The sequence below is a fragment of the Puniceicoccus vermicola genome (genome assembly GCF_014230055.1).
In the GTDB taxonomy this organism is placed as follows: Bacteria; Verrucomicrobiota; Verrucomicrobiia; order Opitutales; family Puniceicoccaceae; genus Puniceicoccus; species Puniceicoccus vermicola.
This window is the reverse complement of the sequence record NZ_JACHVA010000080.1, coordinates 63778-84774: the sequence shown is the minus strand read 5'-3', so window position 1 is coordinate 84774 and position 20997 is coordinate 63778. Positions and strand designations below refer to the sequence as shown.

The following is a 20997-nucleotide window of genomic DNA, read 5'->3' as shown; positions in this document are numbered from 1 at the left end:
GGCCCACGGATTGAATCCGCAGTCCGGTTGTTGGGTTGATGGTTATCGGTTATTGGTTCGTATTCCGCTTCCTCCCGAAGAGCCTATCTGGCACCCCCGGAATTCGGCGAAAGGGGATCAAAATGCCCAGAATTGGCACAACGGGCAAGCCTTAATCGCGAGGGCAAAACGAGGCAAAAACAGTCGAATCATTCAGCATGCCTGAGGTTTCATCGGAGCGCGGACTTCAGTCCGCCCCGCCTGCCTCTCCGCTCGTTTGCAATCGAGCCGAGAAAGCGCCTCTCCCACGCAGCCAATCCATCGGGACGGAATGAATTCCGCGCTCCACCATGCGATCATTCCGCTACTCGCGCGGCATACTCGCCATCGCCGCGGTTTCCGCCGCTTCCGAGGAAGTGGAAAAATCCGGGAGGCAGGTCGTTCCCACACAGATTCGCCACTTTCCAGCGGGGACCTCCGGGTCCACGGTCAGGGCATGGGGACGCCAGCAGCGGTCTTCGAGCTTTTCAGCCATTTCCTGAAGGGCGTCGGAGTTGGGGGCCTTGATGTTGACGATTCCCGAGGCGTCCTGACACCAGGCAGTCAGGGCGAAAGCCACTCCGTTCGGCACCCGCTCAATGAGACTTGCATAGGAAGGCCGTAGTCGGTCCCGCGCCTCTTGAAACTCTGGATCTTCCGAAATTGCCGCGAGGCCGACGAAGAGGTGGGCCAGCGTTGAATTCCCAGAGGGAGTCGCGTTGTCATACCACTCGACCTGTCGCAGGATCGGGCTCTGGGCATCGGCCGCGGTAAAGAAATAGGCCGAACCGGTCGGGTTCGCGAATTTTTCCAGGATCCCGCGCGCCAGAGTTTCCGCTCTCTCGAGATAGACCGCAGTTTTCTCCGAACCGAATACTTCTCCGTGCCCCGAAGCGATCAGCAAGGCGTGAGCCGTGGTACCGCAATCGTCAAGGAATCCAGCGGGAGAATCCTCGCCGGCAAGGGAATAAAGTCGACCCTCGCGGAAGCGCTGCTCCCAGAGGAGGTCAAGGATCTCCCCTCCCCGCTCGATCCAGGACTGGCGTCCGAAAATGGCTCCCGCCTGTATCAAGGCGCGGGCGGTCAATGCATTCCAGAAGGTCAGTTCCTTTTCGTCACGCACGGGAGCCGGGCGCTCCTTGCGTTTCTCACGAAGGATCTTCCGGGCCTCGGCCAAGGCCTCGCGGTCCTCCAGCGTCCCCTCGAATTGCGGATAGCTGAGGCCTCCCTCGAAGTTACCGTCCTCCGTGACAGCATAGGCTTGGGCAAAGCGCTCGCCCGTCTCTTCGCCGAGAATCTCCTTCAACTGCTTCGGCGTCCAGCAATAGAACTTGCCCTCGCCTTCCGGCGAATCCGCATCGACCGAAGCGGCATAGAGCCCCGAGGGGAGTTTCATTTCCCGCTCGAGCCAATCCACGGTCTCCTCGACCACTTTCACCATCAAGGGAACCCGATAGCGGGACCAAGCGATGGCGAAGGTTTCAATAAGAAGAGCGTTGTCATAGAGCATCTTCTCGAAATGCGGAATCGTCCAACTGGCATCCACGCAGTAGCGGCAAAATCCTCCGCCCACCTGATCGAACAACCCTCCGCGGGCAATCTTCTCGAGGGTCAGCGTCACGGCATCGTCGACCTTGTCTGCTAACTTCGGAAATTCATTCCCGCAGGCACGCGTTTGCCGCATCGCGAGAAGAAACTGCAACACCATTGTGGGCGGGAACTTGGGAGCGCCCCCAAATCCACCATTCTCCGGATCCCTGGTATCGACAATCCGCCGCACCGCGCCGAGAAGATCGCGCGGACTCCACTGACTGCCTTCTTCCTGTGCCGAGGCGGAGAGGTGCTCGAGATTGGCCACAATGTTGCCGGCATTCTCCTCCAGCTCCTCCCGCTTGGATTGAAAATACTCCGACACCCGCATGATCAACTGGGGCCACGGGACCAACCCCTGCCCACGATCTTCCGGGGGGAAATAGGTTCCGCCGTAAAAGGGTCGCCCATCCGGAAGGCAAAAGGCATTGAGCGGCCAACCACCGTGCTGGTTGATCATCTGAACCGCTTCCATATACACACGGTCCACATCCGGACGCTCCTCGCGGTCGACCTTGATGCAGACGAAGTGCTTATTCATGAGCCGAGCAATATAATCGCTCTCAAAGGACTCGTGCGCCATCACGTGGCACCAGTGGCAGGACGAATACCCGATCGAAACGAGGACCGGCTTATCCTCGGCCTTCGCCCGGGCAAAGGCCTCCTCGCCCCAAGGCATCCAATCGACCGGATTCTCGGCGTGCTGGCGGAGGTAAAGGCTGGACTCGTTCGCAAGTTGATTGCTCATGCATCACCCTTCGACGGATTCCGCGAAGGATGCAACCGTCTTTCCCAGACAAAAAGAAGGCCCGGATCCATCGGGACCCGGGCCTTCGCAAATTTGCTGCGCTCCTAGAGCCTTACTGAACCGCCGAAGGGGTCACTCCGGTGTTCCCCGTCGGAATCATGTTCACCAGTTGCTCTTGGAGGAGCTGAATATCCTTCAAGGTAACATTGATGGAAAGAACGGCCCGATCACCCGCGTGCGAGGCGGCGAGAGAGTCCAACAAAGGAAGTGGCTCGGGAGTTCCGGCACCCAGCATCATCTTCGCGAAGGAAATCACCTGGTTGTTAATGATGGCCTGGATCGCAGCCGCGTCCTCTTCAGAACCAAGATTGAGGCCCAGAGCGATGTCGAGTGATTCGCCAGCTTTCATTCCGACGCCGACACTCTGGAGGCTGTTAATCTTCGAAAGACCGCGAATCATTTGCTCACCTTGTGCGGACATTCCGGCGATCTGAGCGCGGAAGGATTCCGGAATAATGATTGAGATCCAGCCCTGCTGGCCTTCAACCAGCCCTTGGCTCGGAGCCTTGAGCGATTCGGGAACGGATCCGGATTTGCGAGCCAGAGAGGCTTCGACGCTAGCCCGGTCACCGAAAAATACGAGAGTCGAAGACTCTCCCGTGACCACTGCTGCATACATTTCGGGTGAACTGGGATCCTTCGGGAATTCAATGAAGTCCGCACCCTCACCCACTGAAATGGTGAGCTCGAGGGTTTCTCCGTTTTTCTCCGCGATCAGCTCGGCCGCGGCGACCACTTGGTCCGTGGTGACCGGCTTCGTCGCATAAATCGCCCCACTGAGTTTCAAGAGGCTAGGATCGGTCTGAACGTTTTCCAGTCCGGAGATCGCCAGAGCGAAATCGGTGACGTCATCGTCTTCGAGACCGGTGATCTCGGAAAATTCCTCCGAAAACTCTTCAGCTTGTTCTGCTTGAGGAGAATCCGGAAAGTTTTCCTTCATGTCCTGAACGGCCTCCGAAAAGGAAGATTGGGAGATCGCTCCTTGGTCAAAATACATCGCAACATCCGCCGACTCGGGAAATGCTCGGAGAACCTGTTCGGATCCATCCCCGTCAACGCCTCCCGAAGGCGAGCAACCTGCTCCCAAGAGGAGCATCAGTGAGGAGGATAGAGCGAGAGTAATTCTGGTTTTAGTAATTTTCATGGGTTTTCAGGCGGAGTAAAACAATCGCCCCAGATAAAGGGAAGCCAAGAAATAAAGCCACAGGACTGAATGACCCTAGGTCAGTGCGTCTCCCGCGAGTATACGCGAAGAACCTACCGGTGGCTTTAACGAAGGCGCTACGGCAATCTATTTCCGGAACGCAAGATCTGTTCCTCACTCGAATAAATCTCCCCGACACAAAAAAAGCGCCTCCCGGACATGGAGTCTCGGGAGGCGCGATCGTGAAAAAAATTTCGTAGGGAAGCTTATCCCTTCAGGACGTTGACGAATTTAACCGCCCACTCTTCGTAGCCCTCTTCGAAGTCTACGTCGAGGTCGACGCGGTCGAGAATCTTCTTCGCTCCCGCTTTCGTGAGCGATTCTTCGACCTTACGGCCGCAACCGCAGAAATCGTCGTAGGAGGAATCTCCCAACGAGCATACGGAAAATTCCATTTCCGGAAGTTCGCCTGCTTTGCCATCATAGAGATCGAAGCAAAAGTCTTCGGCATCATCGGGAGGATCTCCCTCGCCCCAGGTTGAGATGACGATCGCAACTTTTCTCTCATTTTTGAGATTCGTCACGTCGTACTCCGCGGCATCTGCCACTTCGGCGCTGAGGCCAGCTTCGCCTAGCTTGTCCGCCAGGTCGTTCGCCAGCTCTTCGGCATTGCCAGTCATTGTTCCAAAGATGATCTTGATTGGTTGGTCGTCACTCATGATGCAAACGTCTGTTTTGCATTGAACGATTAAAAGTGCAACCCCTTTACACCTAGGGGATTAAGATTTACTGCGGGCTGCGACCCAATCAATCACTTCACGATCGTCCGAGCTGCACCGCACTTTGCGCAAAAACTCTGCGAGATGAATGCCGTGAGTGCGAGCGAAGTTTCGGTCCCCTCCGCATCCGTACATGATTTCAGGAGGCAATTCTCCCCGGAGCTTCCCTTTCGCCTTCACCAAAATCCTTGGGAGCCAGACGATTCCGTCCACTTCCTCCTTCTTCGGCGGGAGGTCTTCCTCACTAATCCGATGACTGGAAAGCTTGCCGCCCAGCTCTTCGAAGAAATAAAAGATCTTTTCAGCAGAAACCATTACGAAGGAGGCATAGTCCGGCTCACCCGAGGTGACAAAATCTTCTACATAGTCATAGACATCCATGACATTGAGGCCGAGAGAAGTCAGCTCCCGCATTTCCTCCTCATCGAAATACTCATCAGGATTCCGATTTCCTTTGCGGTAGAGAGCTTCCGCTTTCGTCCAAAGGCGGAGAAGCTTTCCCGTCAGTCCATAAAGATCCGTGTGCGATGATGTGCTTTCCATAAGGGAAAGTAGATTGGGAGGAATTCCCCTCAGGGCAAATACGCGCCCCAGTTTGGCCTCAAGAGAAGCCGCCGATTAGGCGTCGACTTTCGCCAGATCGTTCTTCGCCTGAGACGACTGGGGCTCTGGGATTTCCGAAAGCCAGTCAGCCATGATGCGAATCCCCTCCCGTAGAACGATGTCGAACGAAGAGTCAGAATCATTTTCATCCTCATCAACCCCTTCTTCGGCGATCTCCTCGGTATCGAGAAGGATCGGCTCATAGCTATATTTGGATGCACTCAGCTCATCCCGACGTTCTCGGAAGGCGGTGCGGACGGTCCGATCACTATCCTGCTGTTTCTGGCGCTCGACCAAGTTGAGCGAGATTAACTTTTCGTCCTTCCGCTTCTTAAAGAACTCAATCGTCTCATCGAGGTAGGAGAATTCCTCAAGACTATCCATCCGGGACTGGCTCTGCTCGCGCAGGGATTCGATCAAAGAATCGTCCACCAAAACGAGATCCATGGCGTCATCCTTCTCGATCCCGAAAGAGACCGGCGTAATCGTGTCCCACTCCATCGAATGATCCAGATCCGCTTCTCCAATCGAGATCAGTGAATTCATGGAAGGAATGACCACATCCGATTTCACACCCTCAAGCTGAGTTGATTCTCCATTGGGCAAATAATACTTCTGAACCGTGACTTTGGTCGCCCCGACATCACTTCGGGAGGCGGAAAGGGAGTAAAACAACGGCGGGGTCATGCGAAAGATCCCTTGGACCGTGCCCTTCCCGTGCGTCGACTCGTCACCGACCACGATGGCCCGCCCGTAATTCTGAAGGGCTCCGGCGACAATCTCTGAGGCCGAAGCGGTAAATTTGGAAACAAGAACCATCAACGGACCGTTCCAAGCCACGCTCGGGTCACGATCATCGTGATGAAGCAGATCTCCTTGAACGGTCTTCACCTGCACCACCGGACCGGTCGGAATGAAAAGGCCTGCGAGCTCTACCGCCTCCGAAAGCAATCCGCCTCCGTTGTTGCGCAGATCCAGGATCATGCCCTCGACTCCATGCGTTTTCATCTTGGAGATCAGCTCGGCCACGTCGTCACTGGAATTCGGGTGATCCGGCAGATCCGATCCGTAGAAAGAGGGCAAATCAATGACTCCGATCGAAACCGTGCGGTCATCCATGGGAATCTGATAGAGTCGAGCCCGAGCGAGATTGGCGGTCAGTTGCACCTCATCGCGGACGAGAACCACTTCCTTTCGAGCCGACGGATCAGCCGCTTCGGCGGGGCGGATCTTCAGACGAACGATGCTTTCCTTCTCGCCCCGAATCATTTTAACGATCTTCCGGAGCTTCATGTCCACGACGTCCACATATTCGCCCTTCTTTCCCTGAGCCACCGCGAGAATCTGGTCATTCACGTCGATCTGCTCACTCAAACGAGCAGGGCCTCCCGGAATCAGCTCGCGGACGGTGCAATACCCATCCTCATCGGCGAGCACAGCTCCAATCCCGACCAAAGAGTTCTCGATCGCGATGGACAAATCTTCGAGCGAGTCTGAAGAAAGGAAAATCGAGTGCGGGTCATAGGAATTGGCGAGCGTCGTAAGAAAAATCTCCTGAACCTCGGCAGATTCGAACCGCTCCATTTCGGTTTCCAAGCGGTCGTAGCGCTTGGAGACGACTTCCTTCGCCTCAACGAGAGCGTCGTCAAAGCTCAACGGCTCCTCCGGCTCAATCTCCTCTTCGATCGCGGCAATCTCCCCGTCGGGTTCGGTCATTCCCTCCAAGCCGATTTCCAAATCTTGTTCTGGATCCGGAGGTGACATCTTGGCGATGACCTCATTCAGCAGTTCAAACTGGATCCTCCGCTTCCAGAGCTCATCCAATTCAGCTTCATTCTCTGCCCACGTGACCTCCTGGCGGTCGGCCTGATATTCCAGCTCTTCGTCGAACTTAAAATCATTCTCCAAGTATTCGCGCACCCAAGCGACCCGCTCCAGAGCGTTCTCTTGGAAGACAGAGAAAATCTGGAAAGCCGGATGCAAATTTCCGCTCCGAAGGTAGCGGGCCATCGGCGGAGCAAACCGGGAGCGGAAAGCTTTCTCGTCCGCTGCCGTGAAATAGAGGTGGTTGTAATCGAGATCCTCCATGTAGGAATCGATGACATCCGACATGTCGATATCCTCGAGAGCCATCTCCGAAAAGTGGAGCCGCTCCAGTGAATTGACCAACCAACGAGTCTCGGCCCGCATGAGGCCAGTGGCCTCAAATACCTCCTCCTCAGCCGCGGCAGAGGAAGATAAAACGGAAGTCAGACCGAGAGAGAGAGCAAAGAGTGGGAGAAAACGCACGCTCCAAGGAAAACCAATAATGCGACCGACGTCAAAACCGGAAGCCAATTCTTCTCAGACGATTTTTTGGAGGAATCCCCCATCTCCTCCCTAAGGCCAATCCTCTGTCTGCGATCGCACCTCCGGCCGCGAATAACCCGAAATGTCGTCAGAGGCCTCCGAATCACCGGGAACTGACCGATTTTCGGCCTCGCCCCGACAAATCCTACGACTCGCCGTAGATCAAAGAGCGGACATGATCGCCCAGCTCCGCCAGAGGCACGGAAACCTGTTCTCCAGATCCGAGGTCTTTGACGGTATATTCATCCGTCTCAATTTCGCGCTCTCCGACCGAAACCACTACTTTGGCCCCCGATCGGTTCGCCTCTTTGAATTGTTTTCCAAAGCCAGCAGACTTGAAAAGGTAAGAGGTGGAGATGCCATACTGACGGAGCATCTGAGTCAGCTGCAGTGCTCTTGGACGAGACTCTTCCCCGCCGATGGCCAGAAAACAGTCCGTCCCGGCAATCGTGTTCGTCAGCAAACCGCGGGAATCGAGCAGATCGAGCAAAGTCACATCCCCGAGTGCTCCTCCCGTCGCTTCCATCGAGACCCCGGCTACTTTTTCCACGAGATGGTCATAGCGACCTCCTCCGGCCAAGGCGCGGCCCTTTCCACTCGCTTCAAAAATCTCAAAAACCGGACCTGTATAATAGGCCAACCCCCGGACAATGCCCAAATCGAGGACTGTGCAGGCACCGAGCCCGAGCGCATCGACCGCAGAGCGGAAGTTTTTCCAAGACTCGATCAACTCGACCGACTTCTCATTCTCTTCCTGCCGAGAAGACAGGCTTTGGAAAAACGGCAGGAGCTCGTCTTCATCGCGGATCGAGCGCAGCTCATCCACTCGCCCGAGGAAATCACTGGTCGATTCGCCGAGGACCGGCTCCAGCCGCTCCGTCAATTTCTCCGCAGACGTCCGCTCCATCTTATCGATCGCCGAAAGGCAGTCGGGATGCTTGTCTTCGCCAATTCCCATCAACTCGAGGAAACGCGTCCAGATCCGGCGATCGCTCATCCGCACCCGAAAGTCGTCCTGCGTGAGGCCGCAACGCTCCAAGGCGGCGACAAAACAGGCAATCACTTCCGCATCCGCGCCCAGAGAGGGCTCGCCGAGAATATCCAAATTAAACTGGGTAAAAGCACGTTGCCTCCCCTTCTGCGGCCGCTCAAACCGATACTGCTCATTGAGCGTGAACCAGCGAACCGGCTTGCGAATTGAGTTACCCGCGGCACCCACCATCCGCGCCAAAGTCGGCGTCATCTCGGGCCGCAGCGCCACTTTCCGGCCGCCCCGGTCCTCAAACCAGAACAGCTGATCGACCACTTCGGCACCCGATTTGTCTACATAAAGATCGAGCGGCTCGAGGATGGGGCCATCGAATTCCTCAAATCCAAACAGATCCGCCGTGGAACGGAGAATCCGAAAGACACGATTCCGTTCACGGAAACGCTCCGGCGGAAACTCCCGAAAACCGGGAAGAGTCTGGTACATTAGTCCGAGGACTCCTCAAGCGAATCCAGATCCAGCTCCTTGAGCTTCTCCTTCATCTCCTTACCCGCCTTGAACTTGATCACAGCGCGCGTAGGAATCATCACGTCCTTCTCGGGGCGATTTGGATTCCGCCCGACACGGGCTTTCCGCACCTGAATCTGGAAGACTCCAAAATTCCGGAGCTCGACGTTCCGTCCCTCACAAATCGCTTCGCCGATTACATCCAGAGTCTGCTGGACGATTTCTTTGACGTCTTTCTGTGGGAAATTGTTGCGAGAATCCTCATAAATTTTGAGGACGATGTCTCGTTTTGTCAGATTATTGGACATGAAGCCGATTGCGGAAAGTAAACTGCGATGTGGGGAGTGAAAATCTAAGATACCCAACTAGCTGTCAACGTTTTAGAGAGCATCCGTTTTCACCACGATGCATTCTGTTTTCGTCCAAGCCGCCTTTCAGGCAAGCATAATTCGCGAATTCCCCCATTCGCGGCACCTTTTCCCGATCAAATTCGCTCCTCCTGCGGTTCGAAGCTTGCTATAGCGGAAGCCAAGAAAATACTCCGAGACCTATGGGAACTTCTAACCGCGAAATGAAGCGGGACGTCGGATTGATTTCACTCACATTTGTCGGCGTCAGCGGAGTCATTGGTTCCGGTTGGTTGTTTGCCCCGATGCTCGCGGCCCAGACCGCAGGACCCGCTTCCCTAATCGCTTGGGGAATCGGCGGCATCGCCATCATGCTCCTAGCTCTCTCCTTTGCCGAGATCTCAGCAATGCTGCCCGTCTCCGGCGGGATCGCCCGGGTCCCCCACTTCAGCCATGGCAACGTCGTCAGCACCGCCATGGGCTGGAGCGCCTGGATCGGCTACAACACCACCGCGCCTATTGAGGTCGAGGCGATGCTGCGCTATCTCGCCCCGCACTTTCCCAGCCTCTACACGCGTGACGGGCCTGCGGGATCCACTTTCGGCGACCTGACAACCGAAGGGGTGATTGTCGCCACCCTCACCCTCCTCGTCTTCACGGTTCTCAACCTTTTCGGCGTCCGCCTCTTCACCCGCTTCAACGCCTCCATCACCTGGTTCAAAGTAGCCATCCCCCTCGTCGTCTCGGCGGTGCTCCTCATCGACAACTTCGAGATCGGTAATTTTACCGCCTCTGGAGGATTCAGCCCTATGGGCATGAAAGGGATCCTCGGATCCATCGCCAGCGGCGGCATTATCTTCGCCTACATCGGCTTCCGCCATACGATTGATATGGCCGGCGAAGCCAAAAATCCGAAGATCACGGTGCCCCTCTCCATCGTTCTTTCTTTGGTCATTTGCTTCCTCATCTACGGGACCTTGCAGCTCGCATTCATCGGAGCTCTCCCGGAATCCGCCCTGACGAACGGGTGGGCCCAAATCAATTTCACGGGAGACTTCGGCCCCGTCTCCGGCCTCGCCACAGCCGTCGGCCTTCTCTGGCTCGTCAGCGTCATCAATGTGGGCGCGGTCCTCTCTCCCCTCGGCGGAGGCCTGGTGGCCGTCGGCTCCATGGGCCGCTTGGCTCACGCCCTGGCCCGGAATGGTTTCTTCCCCAGTTATCTGGAAAAGCTGAACCGGTTCGCCGTTCCCGCCCGCGCCCTGCTCATCAACTTTGCGGTTTCTACCTCCGTCTTCGTCCTCCTTCCCTTTGACGAGGTGGTCAGCCTCAACGGAGCGGCCATCATCCTCTCCTTTGTCGCCGGACCCATCGCCGTGGCCGCCCTCCGCAAACTGGATCCCGACCGCGAGCGCTCTTTCAAGCTGCCGGTGATTTTCCTGACAGGCCCCTCAGCCTTCGTCATTGCCACTCTGATCATCTACTGGAGCGGCTGGAACACCTACATCATCCTCGCCGGATGTCTCCTCGTCGGAAGTATCCTCTTCATCGCCCGCATGAGCAAAGCCGGTCTCTCCGAAATGGACATCAAACCAGCCCTGTGGATGATCCCCTACCTCGGTGGGATGGCCCTGATTTCATGGCTTGGCAGCTTTGGAGGAGGCTCTGGGAAACTCCCCTTTGGCTGGGACATCGTCGTCATCGCCATTTTCAGCACAGCAATCTATATCATTGCCGTGAAAGGCTGCCTCAGCACAAAGGAATACGAAACCTACCTCGCCGAAGAGGATATTTAGGTGTCTCGGGAGGTGCGCCGTTCCGGTGCTCCACCCCAATGGCAAACCCGCGGGGAAGGCTCAAGCCATACCCTAGCGCCCCGAAAAATGTAGTTGGATTGCTTCAGCGCCCACCTCCCGACCACCCCGTCGTGCGTTGCCTACAGAGCGATCGGACCCGCAATCGATTCCGCGAGTCCTCATTGCAATCCCCTCCGACCCCGTCTAACGTTGACCGAATAATTTTCTTATGAGTGATAAAGACAAAGATTCCGACAACCCCTTCGAAGAGCTGCAAAAGCACATCCAGTCCATCATGGGCGATCCACGGGTGAGAATGCAAGGCGTCCACGCCAAACCTGCCCAGCCTGCCCAAGGATCCGGCGACGGCGGCGATGGGGGTGAAGATGACGAAGAGAAGACTGCCAAAGAACGTCTGAAACGCATCCGCCATTTCAAGTTGAAGCCCCGCGAGGTGTTCAACCAACTCGATCGGTACGTCATCGGCCAAAAAGATGCCAAAAAGGTTCTCTCGGTTGCGGTCTGCGATCACTACAACCACATTCGGCACCAGTTCGAGAATCCCGACGAAGCCAAATCCTTCGAGTACCAGAAGCAGAACATTCTCCTACTCGGGCCGACAGGAGTCGGGAAAACCTATTTGATGAAGAATCTCGCCAAGCTGATCGGCGTACCTTTCGTCAAAGCCGATGCCACCAAGTTCTCCGAAACCGGTTACGTGGGCTCCGACGTCGAAGACCTCGTCCGCGACTTGGTCAAAGCAGCCGATGGCGATGTTGACCTTGCCGAAAAAGGAATCATCTACATCGACGAGATCGATAAAATCGCCAGCGAATCGACATCGGGGGCCAAAGACGTATCCGGGCGAGGCGTACAGATCAATCTTCTCAAGCTCATGGAAGAGACCGAGGTCAACCCCTTTAGCCAGACGGACATGATGGGCCAGATGCAGGCAATGATGGGGGGCGGAGGCCGCGGCAAATCCCAGCGCCGGATCAACACTCGTAACATTCTCTTCATCGTCAGTGGAGCTTTCGACCAACTCGCCAAGAGCATTCAAAAGCGCATTGGCAAAAGTGGAATGGGCTTCGCCAGTGACGTCCCTGAAGACGACCAGGAGCTTCATCGCTACCTCGCCCATGCCGAAACCAACGATTTTATCGGTTACGGGTTTGAGCCGGAATTCGTCGGCCGTATTCCCGTCCGCGTCGCCTTCGAGTCTCTCTCCTCGCAGGATCTCGCCAAGATTCTTACGACCTCTGAGGGCAGTGTCCTGCGCCAATATATTCGTGACTTTGAGAACCACGGAATCCGTCTAGAAATCGACGAAGAAGCCATTCAGGCCATCGCCGAGAAGGCCCACAACGAACAGACGGGAGCCCGCGGGGTCATGTCCGTTCTCGAACGACTTTTCCGCAGTTCCAAATTCGAACTGCCCTCAACCAGAGTCACCGAGCTCAAGGTCGACCAGGAGTTCGTCAAGAACCCGGACGCCGTCCTTGAACAACTCTTGGAAGAATATGGATTTGACGCCTCGGAAGAGAGAAAGGCCATCGCTGGATTCTGTGAACAGTTCGAACAGGACCACGGACTCCGCATCCACTTCTCCGACGACGCCCTCTCCTATCTGGCCGAGCGAACAGCCGCCGAAGAAAAGGAACTGCCCGAGTTCTGCGAAACTCATTTCCAGGACCTGCCCTACGGCTTGAAAATCGTTTCTCGCAATACAGGAGAGAAGACTTTCCAGATCGACCGCGCCTGCGCCGAGAATCCCGATCGGGAAATCTCCAACTGGGTCATCCAGAGCTTTCAGGACGACAAGAAGTCCGAGAAGGACGCCTAATTGAACGGCATCATGGATAAAACGGCCTCTACGCCCCCAAAGATTGAATCGGAGGGAGTAAACCGCATGTTCGCTGGCATCGCGGACCGCTACGATCGCGCCAACCGATGCCTGAGCTTGGGGATCGATGTCTACTGGAGGTCGCGGACGGTCCGCCGTGTGCGAAAGGCCGCCCCCCAGCGAGTCATCGATCTTGCCACGGGCTCCGGGGATATCGCCTTAGCTCTGCGCAAAAAGCTCCCCGCGTCCACCGAAGTCATCGGGATGGATTTCTGCGAGGAGATGCTCGACGAGGCCCGCAAAAAGGCCAAGGGAATCGAGGGAGTCACCTTCCAAACCGGAGACTGCCTCAACCTCCCGCTTGAGGACAACTTCACCGACATTTGCACCATCGGCTTTGGGCTCCGCAACTTTGAAGACCGAGACGCCGGCCTCCGGGAAATGCTTCGGGTTCTCCGCCCAGGCGGCAGTCTTCTCGTCCTTGAGTTCTCGCAGCCCTACGCCATCCTGCGCCCGTTCTACTACTTCTACTTAAACAAGATCCTCCCCACCCTTGCCGCGAAAATCACCGGCGATGTCGATGCCTATCGCTACCTCGGCGGAACCATCGGAGCCTTCCCCAGCAGGGACGAACTGTCGCAGCAAATCCGCGACGCAGGCTACGCCAAAGTCAACTCCACCCCACTAACCGGAGGTATCGTGGCCCTGCACCAAGCTTGGAAGGCGGAGTAGGTCGAGGGAAGTAAAAAGGAGAATAGGCGGCTACCTCATACCGCCCCAACTGGGCAAGGCTGAAGCCATGCCCGATATAGTGGGTGGGTTGCTTCAGCGCCCACCACTGCCTCTCCGACCATGGATGAGCAGCTTCCCTTGCTAGGCTCCACCCGATACTTCGGGAAAGCTAAGCAGGTCGCCAACACCCTCCTTTAAAAACGAACTACACCGCACCGCTCATTCGCGGGCAAGGCTGAAGCCATGCCCCACAATCCCCACCAACTAAAAACCAGAAAACCGACAACCCATCACCGACGACCGGCCACCGACCACAGATCACCGACCACAGATCACCGACCACAGACCACAGATCACCGACCACCGACCACCGACCACCGACCACCGACCACCGAAACTACCGCAGCCCGACGGCATCGACGTCGAACATCATCTTAACCCCGTCCGGCAGTTCGAACTTCTGAGCCATACGCGCCAAGCGTTGTCCAGTTGAGCTCACTGCGGAGGTAAAATACCAAAGCTGCACACGATACTCGTCGGCGACTTTCTCAATCGGCGTGGGGGCGGGGCCGCGAATCTCCACATCGGCGCCCAGCGTTTTCTCGGCTTCCTCGGCCCACTTTTCGGCCACAAACCAAATTTTCTCCTCGTTCCGCCCCTGCAAGACCTGACGAATCAAATGGCGATAAGGAGGATAGCGAAACTCCTCGCGCAGGCTCAATTCTTCGTCGAGGAATCCGTCGAAATCCTGCCGACGCGCAAATTGGATCGGAGGCGCATGCGGGGTCAGGGTCTGGACGACAACTTCTCCGGCGCGATCTCCCCGACCGGAACGACCGGAGACCTGAACGATGAGCTGAAACGTTCGCTCAGCCGCTCGAAAATCTTCCTGGTGCAGGGAGAGGTCCGCGTCAATCAGGCCGACAAGAGTCACGTTTGGAAAGTCGAGTCCCTTGGCAATCATCTGCGTCCCGACGAGAACGTCGATTTTTCCCTTACGAAAGTTCTGCAGAACCGAGCGGAAATGGTTCCGCTTGCGGGCGGAATCGGCGTCGAGTCGAACCACCCGCGCCTTGGGCAACAGAGCCTGCACCGCGGCCTCGACTTTCTGCGTCCCCGAGCCTTTCCATTTGAAATCCGGAGATCGACAGGACGGGCAGTAGGTGGGCGCTTCCTTCTCGTAGCCACAGAGGTGACACCGCATTCGATTGTCGGTGCGGTGGAGGGTCAGGCCGACACTACAATGCGGACATTCCACGACATGCCCACAGGAGGGGCAGAGGGCCGTAGTCGAATACCCACGACGATTCAAAAAGAGAATCGTCTGCTCTCCCTTTTCCAGGCGGTCGATCATCTTGTCCCGCAAGAGAGGCGAAAACAATCCTCCGCCCTTACCGGCTGCCCGGGCCCGGCGCAGGTCCACCACGTGAAGCAAGGGCATTTGCCGGTCGTCGACGCGTTTGGTCAACTTGACCACACCGAACTTTTCGGCGCGGACATTGTAGAGAGTTTCCAAAGCGGGAGTCGCCGACCCCAGCAGACACATCACCTTGCGATCGAAAGCGCGCATGATGGCGACGTCCCTCCCGTGATAGCGAGGAGTCTCCTCCTGCTTGTAGGCGGGCTCATGCTCTTCGTCCACCAGGACCAAGCGCAAATCCGGGAACGGGGCAAACACTGCCGACCGAGCCCCGACAACCACGTTTGCCCGACCTTCTGCAACTTCCCGGAAGGCATCGGCCCGCTGACCCGCCGAGAGATTGCTGTGCCAGACGACGACGTTGGCCCCCGTCGACACAAGGCGCGAACGCACCCGGGCCACCGTCTGGGGAGCCAGAGCGATCTCCGGAACCAGAAAGAGAACCTGCCCGCCTTCTTCCAAAGTTTTCTCCATGAGGCGTAGATACACCTCCGTCTTCCCGGATCCCGTCACCCCGTGTAGCAACCAACAGGCAAAGCCGCCCTCTTTACGCACTTCTTCCAACCGGGTAAAGGCCGCCTCCTGCTCTTCGGTCAATGCCGGAGGCCCAGAAGCGGTCACCGCCTCGGCATCGAGCCCATCCTGATAAGACTCTCGCACCCGGCTCTCGCTGTGACACTTTGCCAAACCTTTCTCGACCAATCCCTCGGCCACACTCGCCGACATGTTCATGCGCTTCAGAACCAGGGATCGCGGTTGGGCTTTGGTCTGTTGGAGCAGAAATTGAAGCAACTCCCCTTGGCGGCGGGCCGCTTTGTTCAGAGCCTCCAAGGTCTCTTTCTCCACCGGGCGTATCGCCTCGATCATCGTCTCCCGCATCTGCCCCTTCCCCTCGCGCACCGGAGCCGGGACCATGGCTTCGACAACCGTCCGAAATGGGGCCATGTAATACCCGGCCATCCACGTCGCCAACTTGAGCAGGTCCGGGGGCAGAACCGACCCTTCCGATAGGAGGCCTGAGATGTTGAGCAATTTGTTCTGAGGGAAATCGCAGACGTCCGTGAGCTTGACCACCACCGCTTTCTCCCGACGCCGCTGCAAAGGCACGATAACCAAAGTACCCGGCAACAGAGGCTGCAGCGCCGAGGGGATCCGGTAGGTCAGCCGTAGGTCGCCCCGGCTCAACGGAACCACTTCAGCCATAGGCTTGGTTCCCAGCCCGGCCGTTTTCTCTACTCCCAACTCACTCTGCATCGCCTCTCCTTGTCCCCCAGAGCTCAGCCCGATTCAAATCAATTCCACCACCCCACTGAAAGCTCGGGTAAAATCCCGATAACAAGCAGAAGTTGACCTTATACAGAGTTCAATTTTCGCTCTATCCTCTTTACACAAGGTTCAATCAGTGTCAATTTAGTCTCAATAAGATATGACCACCCCTACAGCACAGACCGATAAAGAGGACCCTTGGACAACTTTCCGAGACTTCCTCTCCAGCCGTGGACTTCGGATCACGAATCAACGGCACGCTATCTTTGAGGCTGCCTACGAGTATCAGCAACACTTTACTGCTGAAGAACTTCTGGATCGCGCTAGGGAGATCGACAGCACCGTATCCCGGGCGACGATCTACCGCACACTTCCCATTCTCGTCGAGAGCGGCCTCATCCGCGAGGTCGATATCGGGAAGGATTACAAATACTACATGGCCCATCACTCGGCCGACAACTTCAAGGCTCAGGTCATCTGCATGGACGACGATCGCATCTATGAGATCGATGCCCCGTTTATGGAATGGTATGGCAAAGCCGTTGCCGCCAAGCTGGGCCTCGAGGTCGTTTCCCAGCGGCTCCAAGTTCAAGCAAAGCATCGCAAAGACAGTGCCTTGAGCCAAGCTGTCGAAGACGCCCGAAAGAACGCCCTGACCAGCGGGGCAAACAAGGCGTAGTTGGACGCAATGACTCAGCCGGCGCACTCAGCGAAAAGCTCCAAAAAAGAAGACCTTACTTTTGAAATCGAGTTCTTCGAGAATCTCTCTCGTCGTAACCCGAAAGACGTCCGCGTCCTTGAGGTCCTTGCTCACTATTACACGAAGAGTGGCAAAATAGCCGATGGTCTCCGCGTCGATCGTCGTATCGTTCGCCACGATCCTGAAAACCCGGTCGCTCATTACAATTTAGCCTGCAGCTTGGCCCTGAAAAACCGGAAAACAGAGGCCGTCGAGTCTCTCCGGGATGCCATCGCCCGCGGTTACAACGATGTGGCTTGGTTGATGCATGATGATGATCTGGAGAGCCTCCGTGAATTCATCCCCTTTCAGGAACTGATCAGAGAAGTGGCGAATGACTTCCCCGACAGCGCCGCCTGAACCGACAGAACGCCTCGCGTGGATCTCATGCGATGACGACCCGGCCCGATACTCAGCCATCGAGGAGGCCTGCCTCCGCGATAGCCAAGAGAGTTTTCTCATCCTCTGGATCAACCGACCCGCGCTCTTCGTCGGGAAAAACCAAAATCTCTGGGCCGAAGTCTCAGCCGCCGAAGCATTCCACACCGGGATTTCCCTCAACCGTAGACTCTCTGGCGGCGGAACGGTTTACCACGATCCCGGGAATCTGAATTTCACGATGGTCTCCCCCGGCGAACCCAAGATCGCCTTTCAAGAACACCTGAGCCTTCTCTTCCCCTATTTCGAGGCCCGGGGGATTGCGGTTGAGATTCGCAACCGAAGCGATCTGTTCCACGACGGACGTAAGTTTTCCGGCAACGCCGAATATTTCACCGGGGGCCGAGTCCTCCATCACGGCACGCTCCTCTTCAATACCGATCTCCCGCAGTTGGCACGATTCCTCACACCTGACTCCAACGCTTATACTGACCGAGCCGTCGATTCAAACCGAAGCCTAACGGTGAACCTCTGCTCGCTCCTCCCCGACATTCCCAACACCCGCACCTTCGCCGAAGACCTCCTCAACGTGCTCCTCGGCCACCACTCCAATCTGCGTCGCATTGAAGAGATGCCATCCACAATCCTCCGGAAAGCCGAAGACTACCTCCCCCACTTTCGCGATCCCGCCTGGATTTTTGGCCGATCCCCGCGATACGAGCTCGAGCGCACCGTATCCCGTGACTCGGAATCGATGAGTAGCCGCATCTCAGTCCAAGACGGCCAGATTCAGGAAATCCATTTGGAATCCCGCGCAAACGAATCCCCTGAAGAGCTCCAAACCATAGCGGACTCGTTCCGCGATTGTCTTCACTCCCCCGAAGCGATCCAAAGCAGAATCCAAAATAGTCGCTGGAAAGATTTCCCTTCAGGCGCATTCCTTTCCAAAGTTTGGCTCGAACTTTTTTTCTGATACCGTCTCCACCATGACCGCTTCTCCCGACACCCGTCCAGCCCTCCGTATTGAGGACTTATCGGTGTCATACTTGGGAGGTCGCAACGCGGGGCAGCCAAAAGAAACCACCGCCCTTTCCTCTTTTTCGGCCGAGGTTCTTCCGGGGGAGGTTTTCGCACTCGTCGGAGAAAGTGGGAGCGGAAAATCGACGGCCGGTTTCGCCGTTGGCGGACTTCTCCCTCCGGAGAATACCCGCGTTGCCGGGAAAGTCACCGTCGGTGGAAAGACGATTCCCGCCAAGGACTATGCGGCGCTCCAAAAACTTTGCGGTCGTCACATCGGATTTGTCTTTCAGGAGCCCTCGAGCGCCCTCCACCCTTCTATCAAAATTGAGACCCAAATCGGCGAGTCCCTTCACGGAAAGCTTTCCTCGCGACAGCGCAAAGAGCGAGTCGCCTCACTCTTACAATCCGTTCGTCTCACGCCCGACAAGCGTTTGCTAAAAGCCTACCCGCATCACCTCAGTGGAGGGATGCAACAACGAGTCGTCTTGGCGATCGCCATGGCCAATCGGCCTTCCGTCCTCATCGCGGATGAGCCGACCACCGCGCTCGATCCGACCATCCGCAAAGAAGTTCTTCAGCTCATACGGGATCTAGCCACGGACTCCCGCTCCGGCGTCCTTCTCATTACCCACGACTTCGGAATCGTCTCCCATTTCGCCGACCGGGTCGCCGTCCTCTATCATGGCGAAGTGGTTGAATCCGGGGTGACTCGCAATGTTCTTTCGTCTCCACAACATTCCTACACAAAATCTCTAATCGCCTCAGCCCGAGGCACAACGGAGGAACTCGCGTGAGCACACAGGCACCACCCGTCCTCCAATTGAATCAAGTCTCCGTCACCTATCCGGGAGGGCACCGGGCCGCTACCAAAGTCTCGTTTTCCCTCCAGCCCGGAGAGCGAGCGGGACTCGTCGGCGAGAGCGGTAGCGGCAAGTCGACGATCGCCCGAACGGTTCTCGGATTGGTCCCGCATTCGGAAGGCACTCTTCAGATTCTGGGCAAAATGGCCCAGGACTCCACCCGCGAGGCCCGACTCACGCGAGCGCGAATGGTGCAGATGGTTTTCCAGGATCCCTATCACTCCCTAAACCCGCGTCGGACCATCCGGCAGGCCTTAGTCGAAGCGCTTCAGGTTTCCGGCCGGATAACCGAAAAGGCGCAGTTGGAGAAGGAGTCGATCGCTCTGCTTGAAAAGGTTCATCTCGACGCCGGAGCCCTAAACCGCTTCCCGCACCAATTCAGCGGAGGCCAACGCCAGCGGATCTGTATCGCCCGGGCTCTCGCTCCCAACCCCCAACTCTTGGTCTGCGACGAAGCGGTCAGTGCCCTGGATGTCACCACCCAGCGTTCGATCGTTCATCTTCTCCGCAAGCTTAGTGAGGAAGAACACATTGCCCTGTTATTCATCACCCACGACATCCCGCTGATCGAACATCTCTGCGAGCGGGTCATGGTTCTCGACCAAGGGTCTCTCGTCGAAGACGGAACAGTCGAATCAGTCTTCCACAATCCGTCCGCCCCAAAAACCCGTCAACTTCTGGATTCGGTCCTCCGCATCGACCCTCCCCAGGAAGTCTGATCTTCCACTGACCTCAGGTGCTCGCCGCGACGTTTTGATGAGAGCCCCGGATTTTCAGCTCCGTCGGTAAGATCACCCGCCGTGGTGGCTTCTCGCCATCCTCGACCCATTCGATCAAGCCACTCGCCACCGTACTCATCAGTTCTCCAATTTTTTGATCCACGGTCGTCAGAGCGGGCTCAAAAAAGGAGGAAACTTCCAAATTATCGTGCCCCACGACCGCCAGGTCGCCCGGCATGGCATACCCCTTCCGTCGTAACTCTGCGATGACCCCAATCGCCACCCGATCATTTACGGCAAGAATGGCCGAAGGCATGGATCCCTCTGCCAAGATTTTCTCCGCAAGACGAGACCCGTAGGAAAAATCATGGCGGACGGTTCCCGGCTCAAAAAGAGACCACAACCGAGTCCCCTTCCGGCGTTCGAGAAAACGATCCGCCCCATCCAATCGGCGGGCACTGTAAGCGTAGTCCGGATCAAATCCAGCAAATCCGAAAGAGCGGTGACCCGAGGTCCACAAAAGATTCATCATCGATTCGGTTGCCCCCGATCGGTCGACCTCCACCGTTGGGAAGGGAAGAACCGTCTCCGGGTCGACGAGCATCACTGGAATCCCCGATGCTTTTAGCTCTTCGATGAGAGAAGACGCCGGAGAGAGACAGGTACCGATCCCGACGATCCCGTCCACCTTCAAATTCAAAAAATGCCGAAGCACCTGCTCCTCCAAGGAGTGGTTTCGATTGGTCAACTCGAGAAGGCAGTGATAGTCGCGATCTCGGAAGAGGGCTTGAAGGTTCCCCACCTTTTGGCTCAACGACGGCGAATCCATCTCCTGAATACAGACTCCTAGAGTACGAGTTCTTCCACCCCGCAAAGACCGGGCGTAAAGGTTCGGCTCGAAACCGCTCTTCTGCATCGCCTCGCGAACCCGCTCGACGGTCTTTTCGCTCACCCCACCGTGCCCATTCAGGACCCGGGAGACGGTCCACCGGGAAAGCCCTAAGTGCTTCGCGAGAGCCGCGGTGGAATCAATGTTCCGGATTTCCCGGGAGTCCGATGAGTTCGGATCTAATGATTCCGGCTTGGCCACGTGC

17 protein-coding genes are annotated in these 20997 nt (G+C 56.7%); 8 read left to right on the top strand and 9 right to left on the bottom strand.

Annotated elements, in window-relative coordinates; all coding sequences use genetic code 11:
• Positions 1-343: 343 nt before the first annotated feature.
• The 7 genes from H5P30_RS09215 to H5P30_RS09185 all read right to left on the bottom strand — a co-directional run bounded on the left by H5P30_RS09215 (position 344) and on the right by H5P30_RS09185 (position 9094).
• A complete protein-coding gene (locus H5P30_RS09215; RefSeq protein ID WP_185692657.1) occupies positions 344-2356 on the bottom strand; it encodes a thioredoxin domain-containing protein in 2013 nt (670 codons plus the stop codon).
• Positions 2357-2468: 112 nt separating this feature from the next.
• Entirely contained in the window at positions 2469-3560 is a 1092-nt protein-coding gene (locus H5P30_RS09210) for a hypothetical protein (RefSeq protein ID WP_185692656.1), read from the bottom strand.
• Between the two features lie 266 nt (positions 3561-3826).
• The gene (locus H5P30_RS09205) at positions 3827-4279 is read right to left on the bottom strand and encodes a flavodoxin domain-containing protein (protein WP_185692655.1); all 453 of its coding nucleotides are present in this window, start codon (positions 4277-4279) and stop codon (positions 3827-3829) included.
• A gap of 60 nt (positions 4280-4339) precedes the next feature.
• A complete protein-coding gene (locus tag H5P30_RS09200; RefSeq protein ID WP_185692654.1) occupies positions 4340-4882 on the bottom strand; it encodes a DUF5069 domain-containing protein in 543 nt (180 codons plus the stop codon).
• Positions 4883-4957: 75 nt separating this feature from the next.
• Positions 4958-7279, bottom strand: a complete 2322-nt coding sequence (locus tag H5P30_RS09195; RefSeq protein WP_185692653.1) for a carboxy terminal-processing peptidase — start codon at positions 7277-7279, stop codon at positions 4958-4960.
• Positions 7280-7436: 157 nt separating this feature from the next.
• On the bottom strand, positions 7437-8765 hold the full coding sequence (gene hisS / locus H5P30_RS09190; protein ID WP_185692652.1) for a histidine--tRNA ligase: 1329 nt from the start codon (positions 8763-8765) through the stop codon (positions 7437-7439).
• Positions 8765-9094: an HU family DNA-binding protein gene (locus tag H5P30_RS09185; protein ID WP_185692651.1), complete on the bottom strand. Its 330-nt coding sequence runs from the start codon at positions 9092-9094 to the stop codon at positions 8765-8767. Before H5P30_RS09185 ends, hisS begins: the two co-directional genes overlap by 1 nt.
• 242 nt (positions 9095-9336) lie before the next feature.
• On the opposite strand from H5P30_RS09185, the gene H5P30_RS09180 reads away from it, so the two are divergent.
• The 3 genes from H5P30_RS09180 to ubiE all read left to right on the top strand — a co-directional run bounded on the left by H5P30_RS09180 (position 9337) and on the right by ubiE (position 13501).
• Complete coding sequence (locus tag H5P30_RS09180) at positions 9337-10926, top strand: APC family permease (RefSeq protein WP_221774332.1); 1590 nt, start codon at positions 9337-9339, stop codon at positions 10924-10926.
• A gap of 229 nt (positions 10927-11155) precedes the next feature.
• Positions 11156-12769 carry an ATP-dependent Clp protease ATP-binding subunit ClpX gene (gene clpX / locus H5P30_RS09175; protein ID WP_185692650.1) on the top strand — a complete coding sequence of 538 codons (1614 nt, stop codon included), beginning with the start codon at positions 11156-11158 and terminating at the stop codon, positions 12767-12769.
• Positions 12770-12781: 12 nt separating this feature from the next.
• Complete coding sequence (ubiE, locus tag H5P30_RS09170; protein ID WP_185692649.1) at positions 12782-13501, top strand: bifunctional demethylmenaquinone methyltransferase/2-methoxy-6-polyprenyl-1,4-benzoquinol methylase UbiE; 720 nt, start codon at positions 12782-12784, stop codon at positions 13499-13501.
• 397 nt (positions 13502-13898) lie between these two features.
• Here the strand turns inward: ubiE and priA are convergent, their stop codons facing one another.
• The gene (gene priA / locus H5P30_RS09165; protein ID WP_185692648.1) at positions 13899-16124 is read right to left on the bottom strand and encodes a replication restart helicase PriA; all 2226 of its coding nucleotides are present in this window, start codon (positions 16122-16124) and stop codon (positions 13899-13901) included.
• 223 nt (positions 16125-16347) lie between these two features.
• Here priA and H5P30_RS09160 point away from each other — a divergent pair, with 223 nt between their 5' ends.
• The 5 genes from H5P30_RS09160 to H5P30_RS09140 are packed head-to-tail and all read left to right on the top strand — an operon-like array spanning position 16348 to position 19903.
• Positions 16348-16866 carry a Fur family transcriptional regulator gene (locus tag H5P30_RS09160; RefSeq protein ID WP_185692647.1) on the top strand — a complete coding sequence of 173 codons (519 nt, stop codon included), beginning with the start codon at positions 16348-16350 and terminating at the stop codon, positions 16864-16866.
• Between the two features lie 9 nt (positions 16867-16875).
• Positions 16876-17286 (top strand): tetratricopeptide repeat protein, encoded by a 411-nt coding sequence (locus H5P30_RS09155; RefSeq protein WP_185692646.1) that lies wholly within the window; start codon positions 16876-16878, stop codon positions 17284-17286.
• A complete protein-coding gene (locus H5P30_RS09150) occupies positions 17261-18277 on the top strand; it encodes a lipoate--protein ligase family protein (RefSeq protein WP_185692645.1) in 1017 nt (338 codons plus the stop codon). The genes H5P30_RS09155 and H5P30_RS09150 overlap by 26 nt, the downstream gene beginning before the upstream one ends.
• Before the next feature lie 13 nt (positions 18278-18290).
• Positions 18291-19118, top strand: coding sequence for an ABC transporter ATP-binding protein (locus tag H5P30_RS09145; protein WP_185692644.1), 828 nt, complete (start codon positions 18291-18293; stop codon positions 19116-19118).
• The gene (locus H5P30_RS09140; protein WP_185692643.1) at positions 19115-19903 is read left to right on the top strand and encodes an ATP-binding cassette domain-containing protein; all 789 of its coding nucleotides are present in this window, start codon (positions 19115-19117) and stop codon (positions 19901-19903) included. The genes H5P30_RS09145 and H5P30_RS09140 overlap by 4 nt, the downstream gene beginning before the upstream one ends.
• A gap of 13 nt (positions 19904-19916) precedes the next feature.
• Here the strand turns inward: H5P30_RS09140 and H5P30_RS09135 are convergent, their stop codons facing one another.
• Complete coding sequence (locus tag H5P30_RS09135) at positions 19917-20993, bottom strand: substrate-binding domain-containing protein (protein ID WP_185692642.1); 1077 nt, start codon at positions 20991-20993, stop codon at positions 19917-19919.
• Between the last annotated feature and the right edge of the window lie 4 nt (positions 20994-20997).

Coding starts and splice junctions, on each gene's coding strand:
- H5P30_RS09185 (WP_185692651.1), bottom strand. CDS start 9,094: ATGTCCAATAATCTGACAAAACGAGACATCGTCCTCAAAATTTATGAG.
- hisS (WP_185692652.1), bottom strand. CDS start 8,765: ATGTACCAGACTCTTCCCGGTTTTCGGGAGTTTCCGCCGGAGCGTTTC.
- ubiE (WP_185692649.1), top strand. CDS start 12,782: ATGGATAAAACGGCCTCTACGCCCCCAAAGATTGAATCGGAGGGAGTA.
- H5P30_RS09155 (WP_185692646.1), top strand. CDS start 16,876: ATGACTCAGCCGGCGCACTCAGCGAAAAGCTCCAAAAAAGAAGACCTT.
- clpX (WP_185692650.1), top strand. CDS start 11,156: ATGAGTGATAAAGACAAAGATTCCGACAACCCCTTCGAAGAGCTGCAA.
- H5P30_RS09145 (WP_185692644.1), top strand. CDS start 18,291: ATGACCGCTTCTCCCGACACCCGTCCAGCCCTCCGTATTGAGGACTTA.
- H5P30_RS09180 (WP_221774332.1), top strand. CDS start 9,337: ATGGGAACTTCTAACCGCGAAATGAAGCGGGACGTCGGATTGATTTCA.
- H5P30_RS09205 (WP_185692655.1), bottom strand. CDS start 4,279: ATGAGTGACGACCAACCAATCAAGATCATCTTTGGAACAATGACTGGC.
- H5P30_RS09200 (WP_185692654.1), bottom strand. CDS start 4,882: ATGGAAAGCACATCATCGCACACGGATCTTTATGGACTGACGGGAAAG.
- H5P30_RS09215 (WP_185692657.1), bottom strand. CDS start 2,356: ATGAGCAATCAACTTGCGAACGAGTCCAGCCTTTACCTCCGCCAGCAC.
- H5P30_RS09160 (WP_185692647.1), top strand. CDS start 16,348: ATGACCACCCCTACAGCACAGACCGATAAAGAGGACCCTTGGACAACT.
- H5P30_RS09210 (WP_185692656.1), bottom strand. CDS start 3,560: ATGAAAATTACTAAAACCAGAATTACTCTCGCTCTATCCTCCTCACTG.
- H5P30_RS09150 (WP_185692645.1), top strand. CDS start 17,261: ATGACTTCCCCGACAGCGCCGCCTGAACCGACAGAACGCCTCGCGTGG.
- priA (WP_185692648.1), bottom strand. CDS start 16,124: ATGGCTGAAGTGGTTCCGTTGAGCCGGGGCGACCTACGGCTGACCTAC.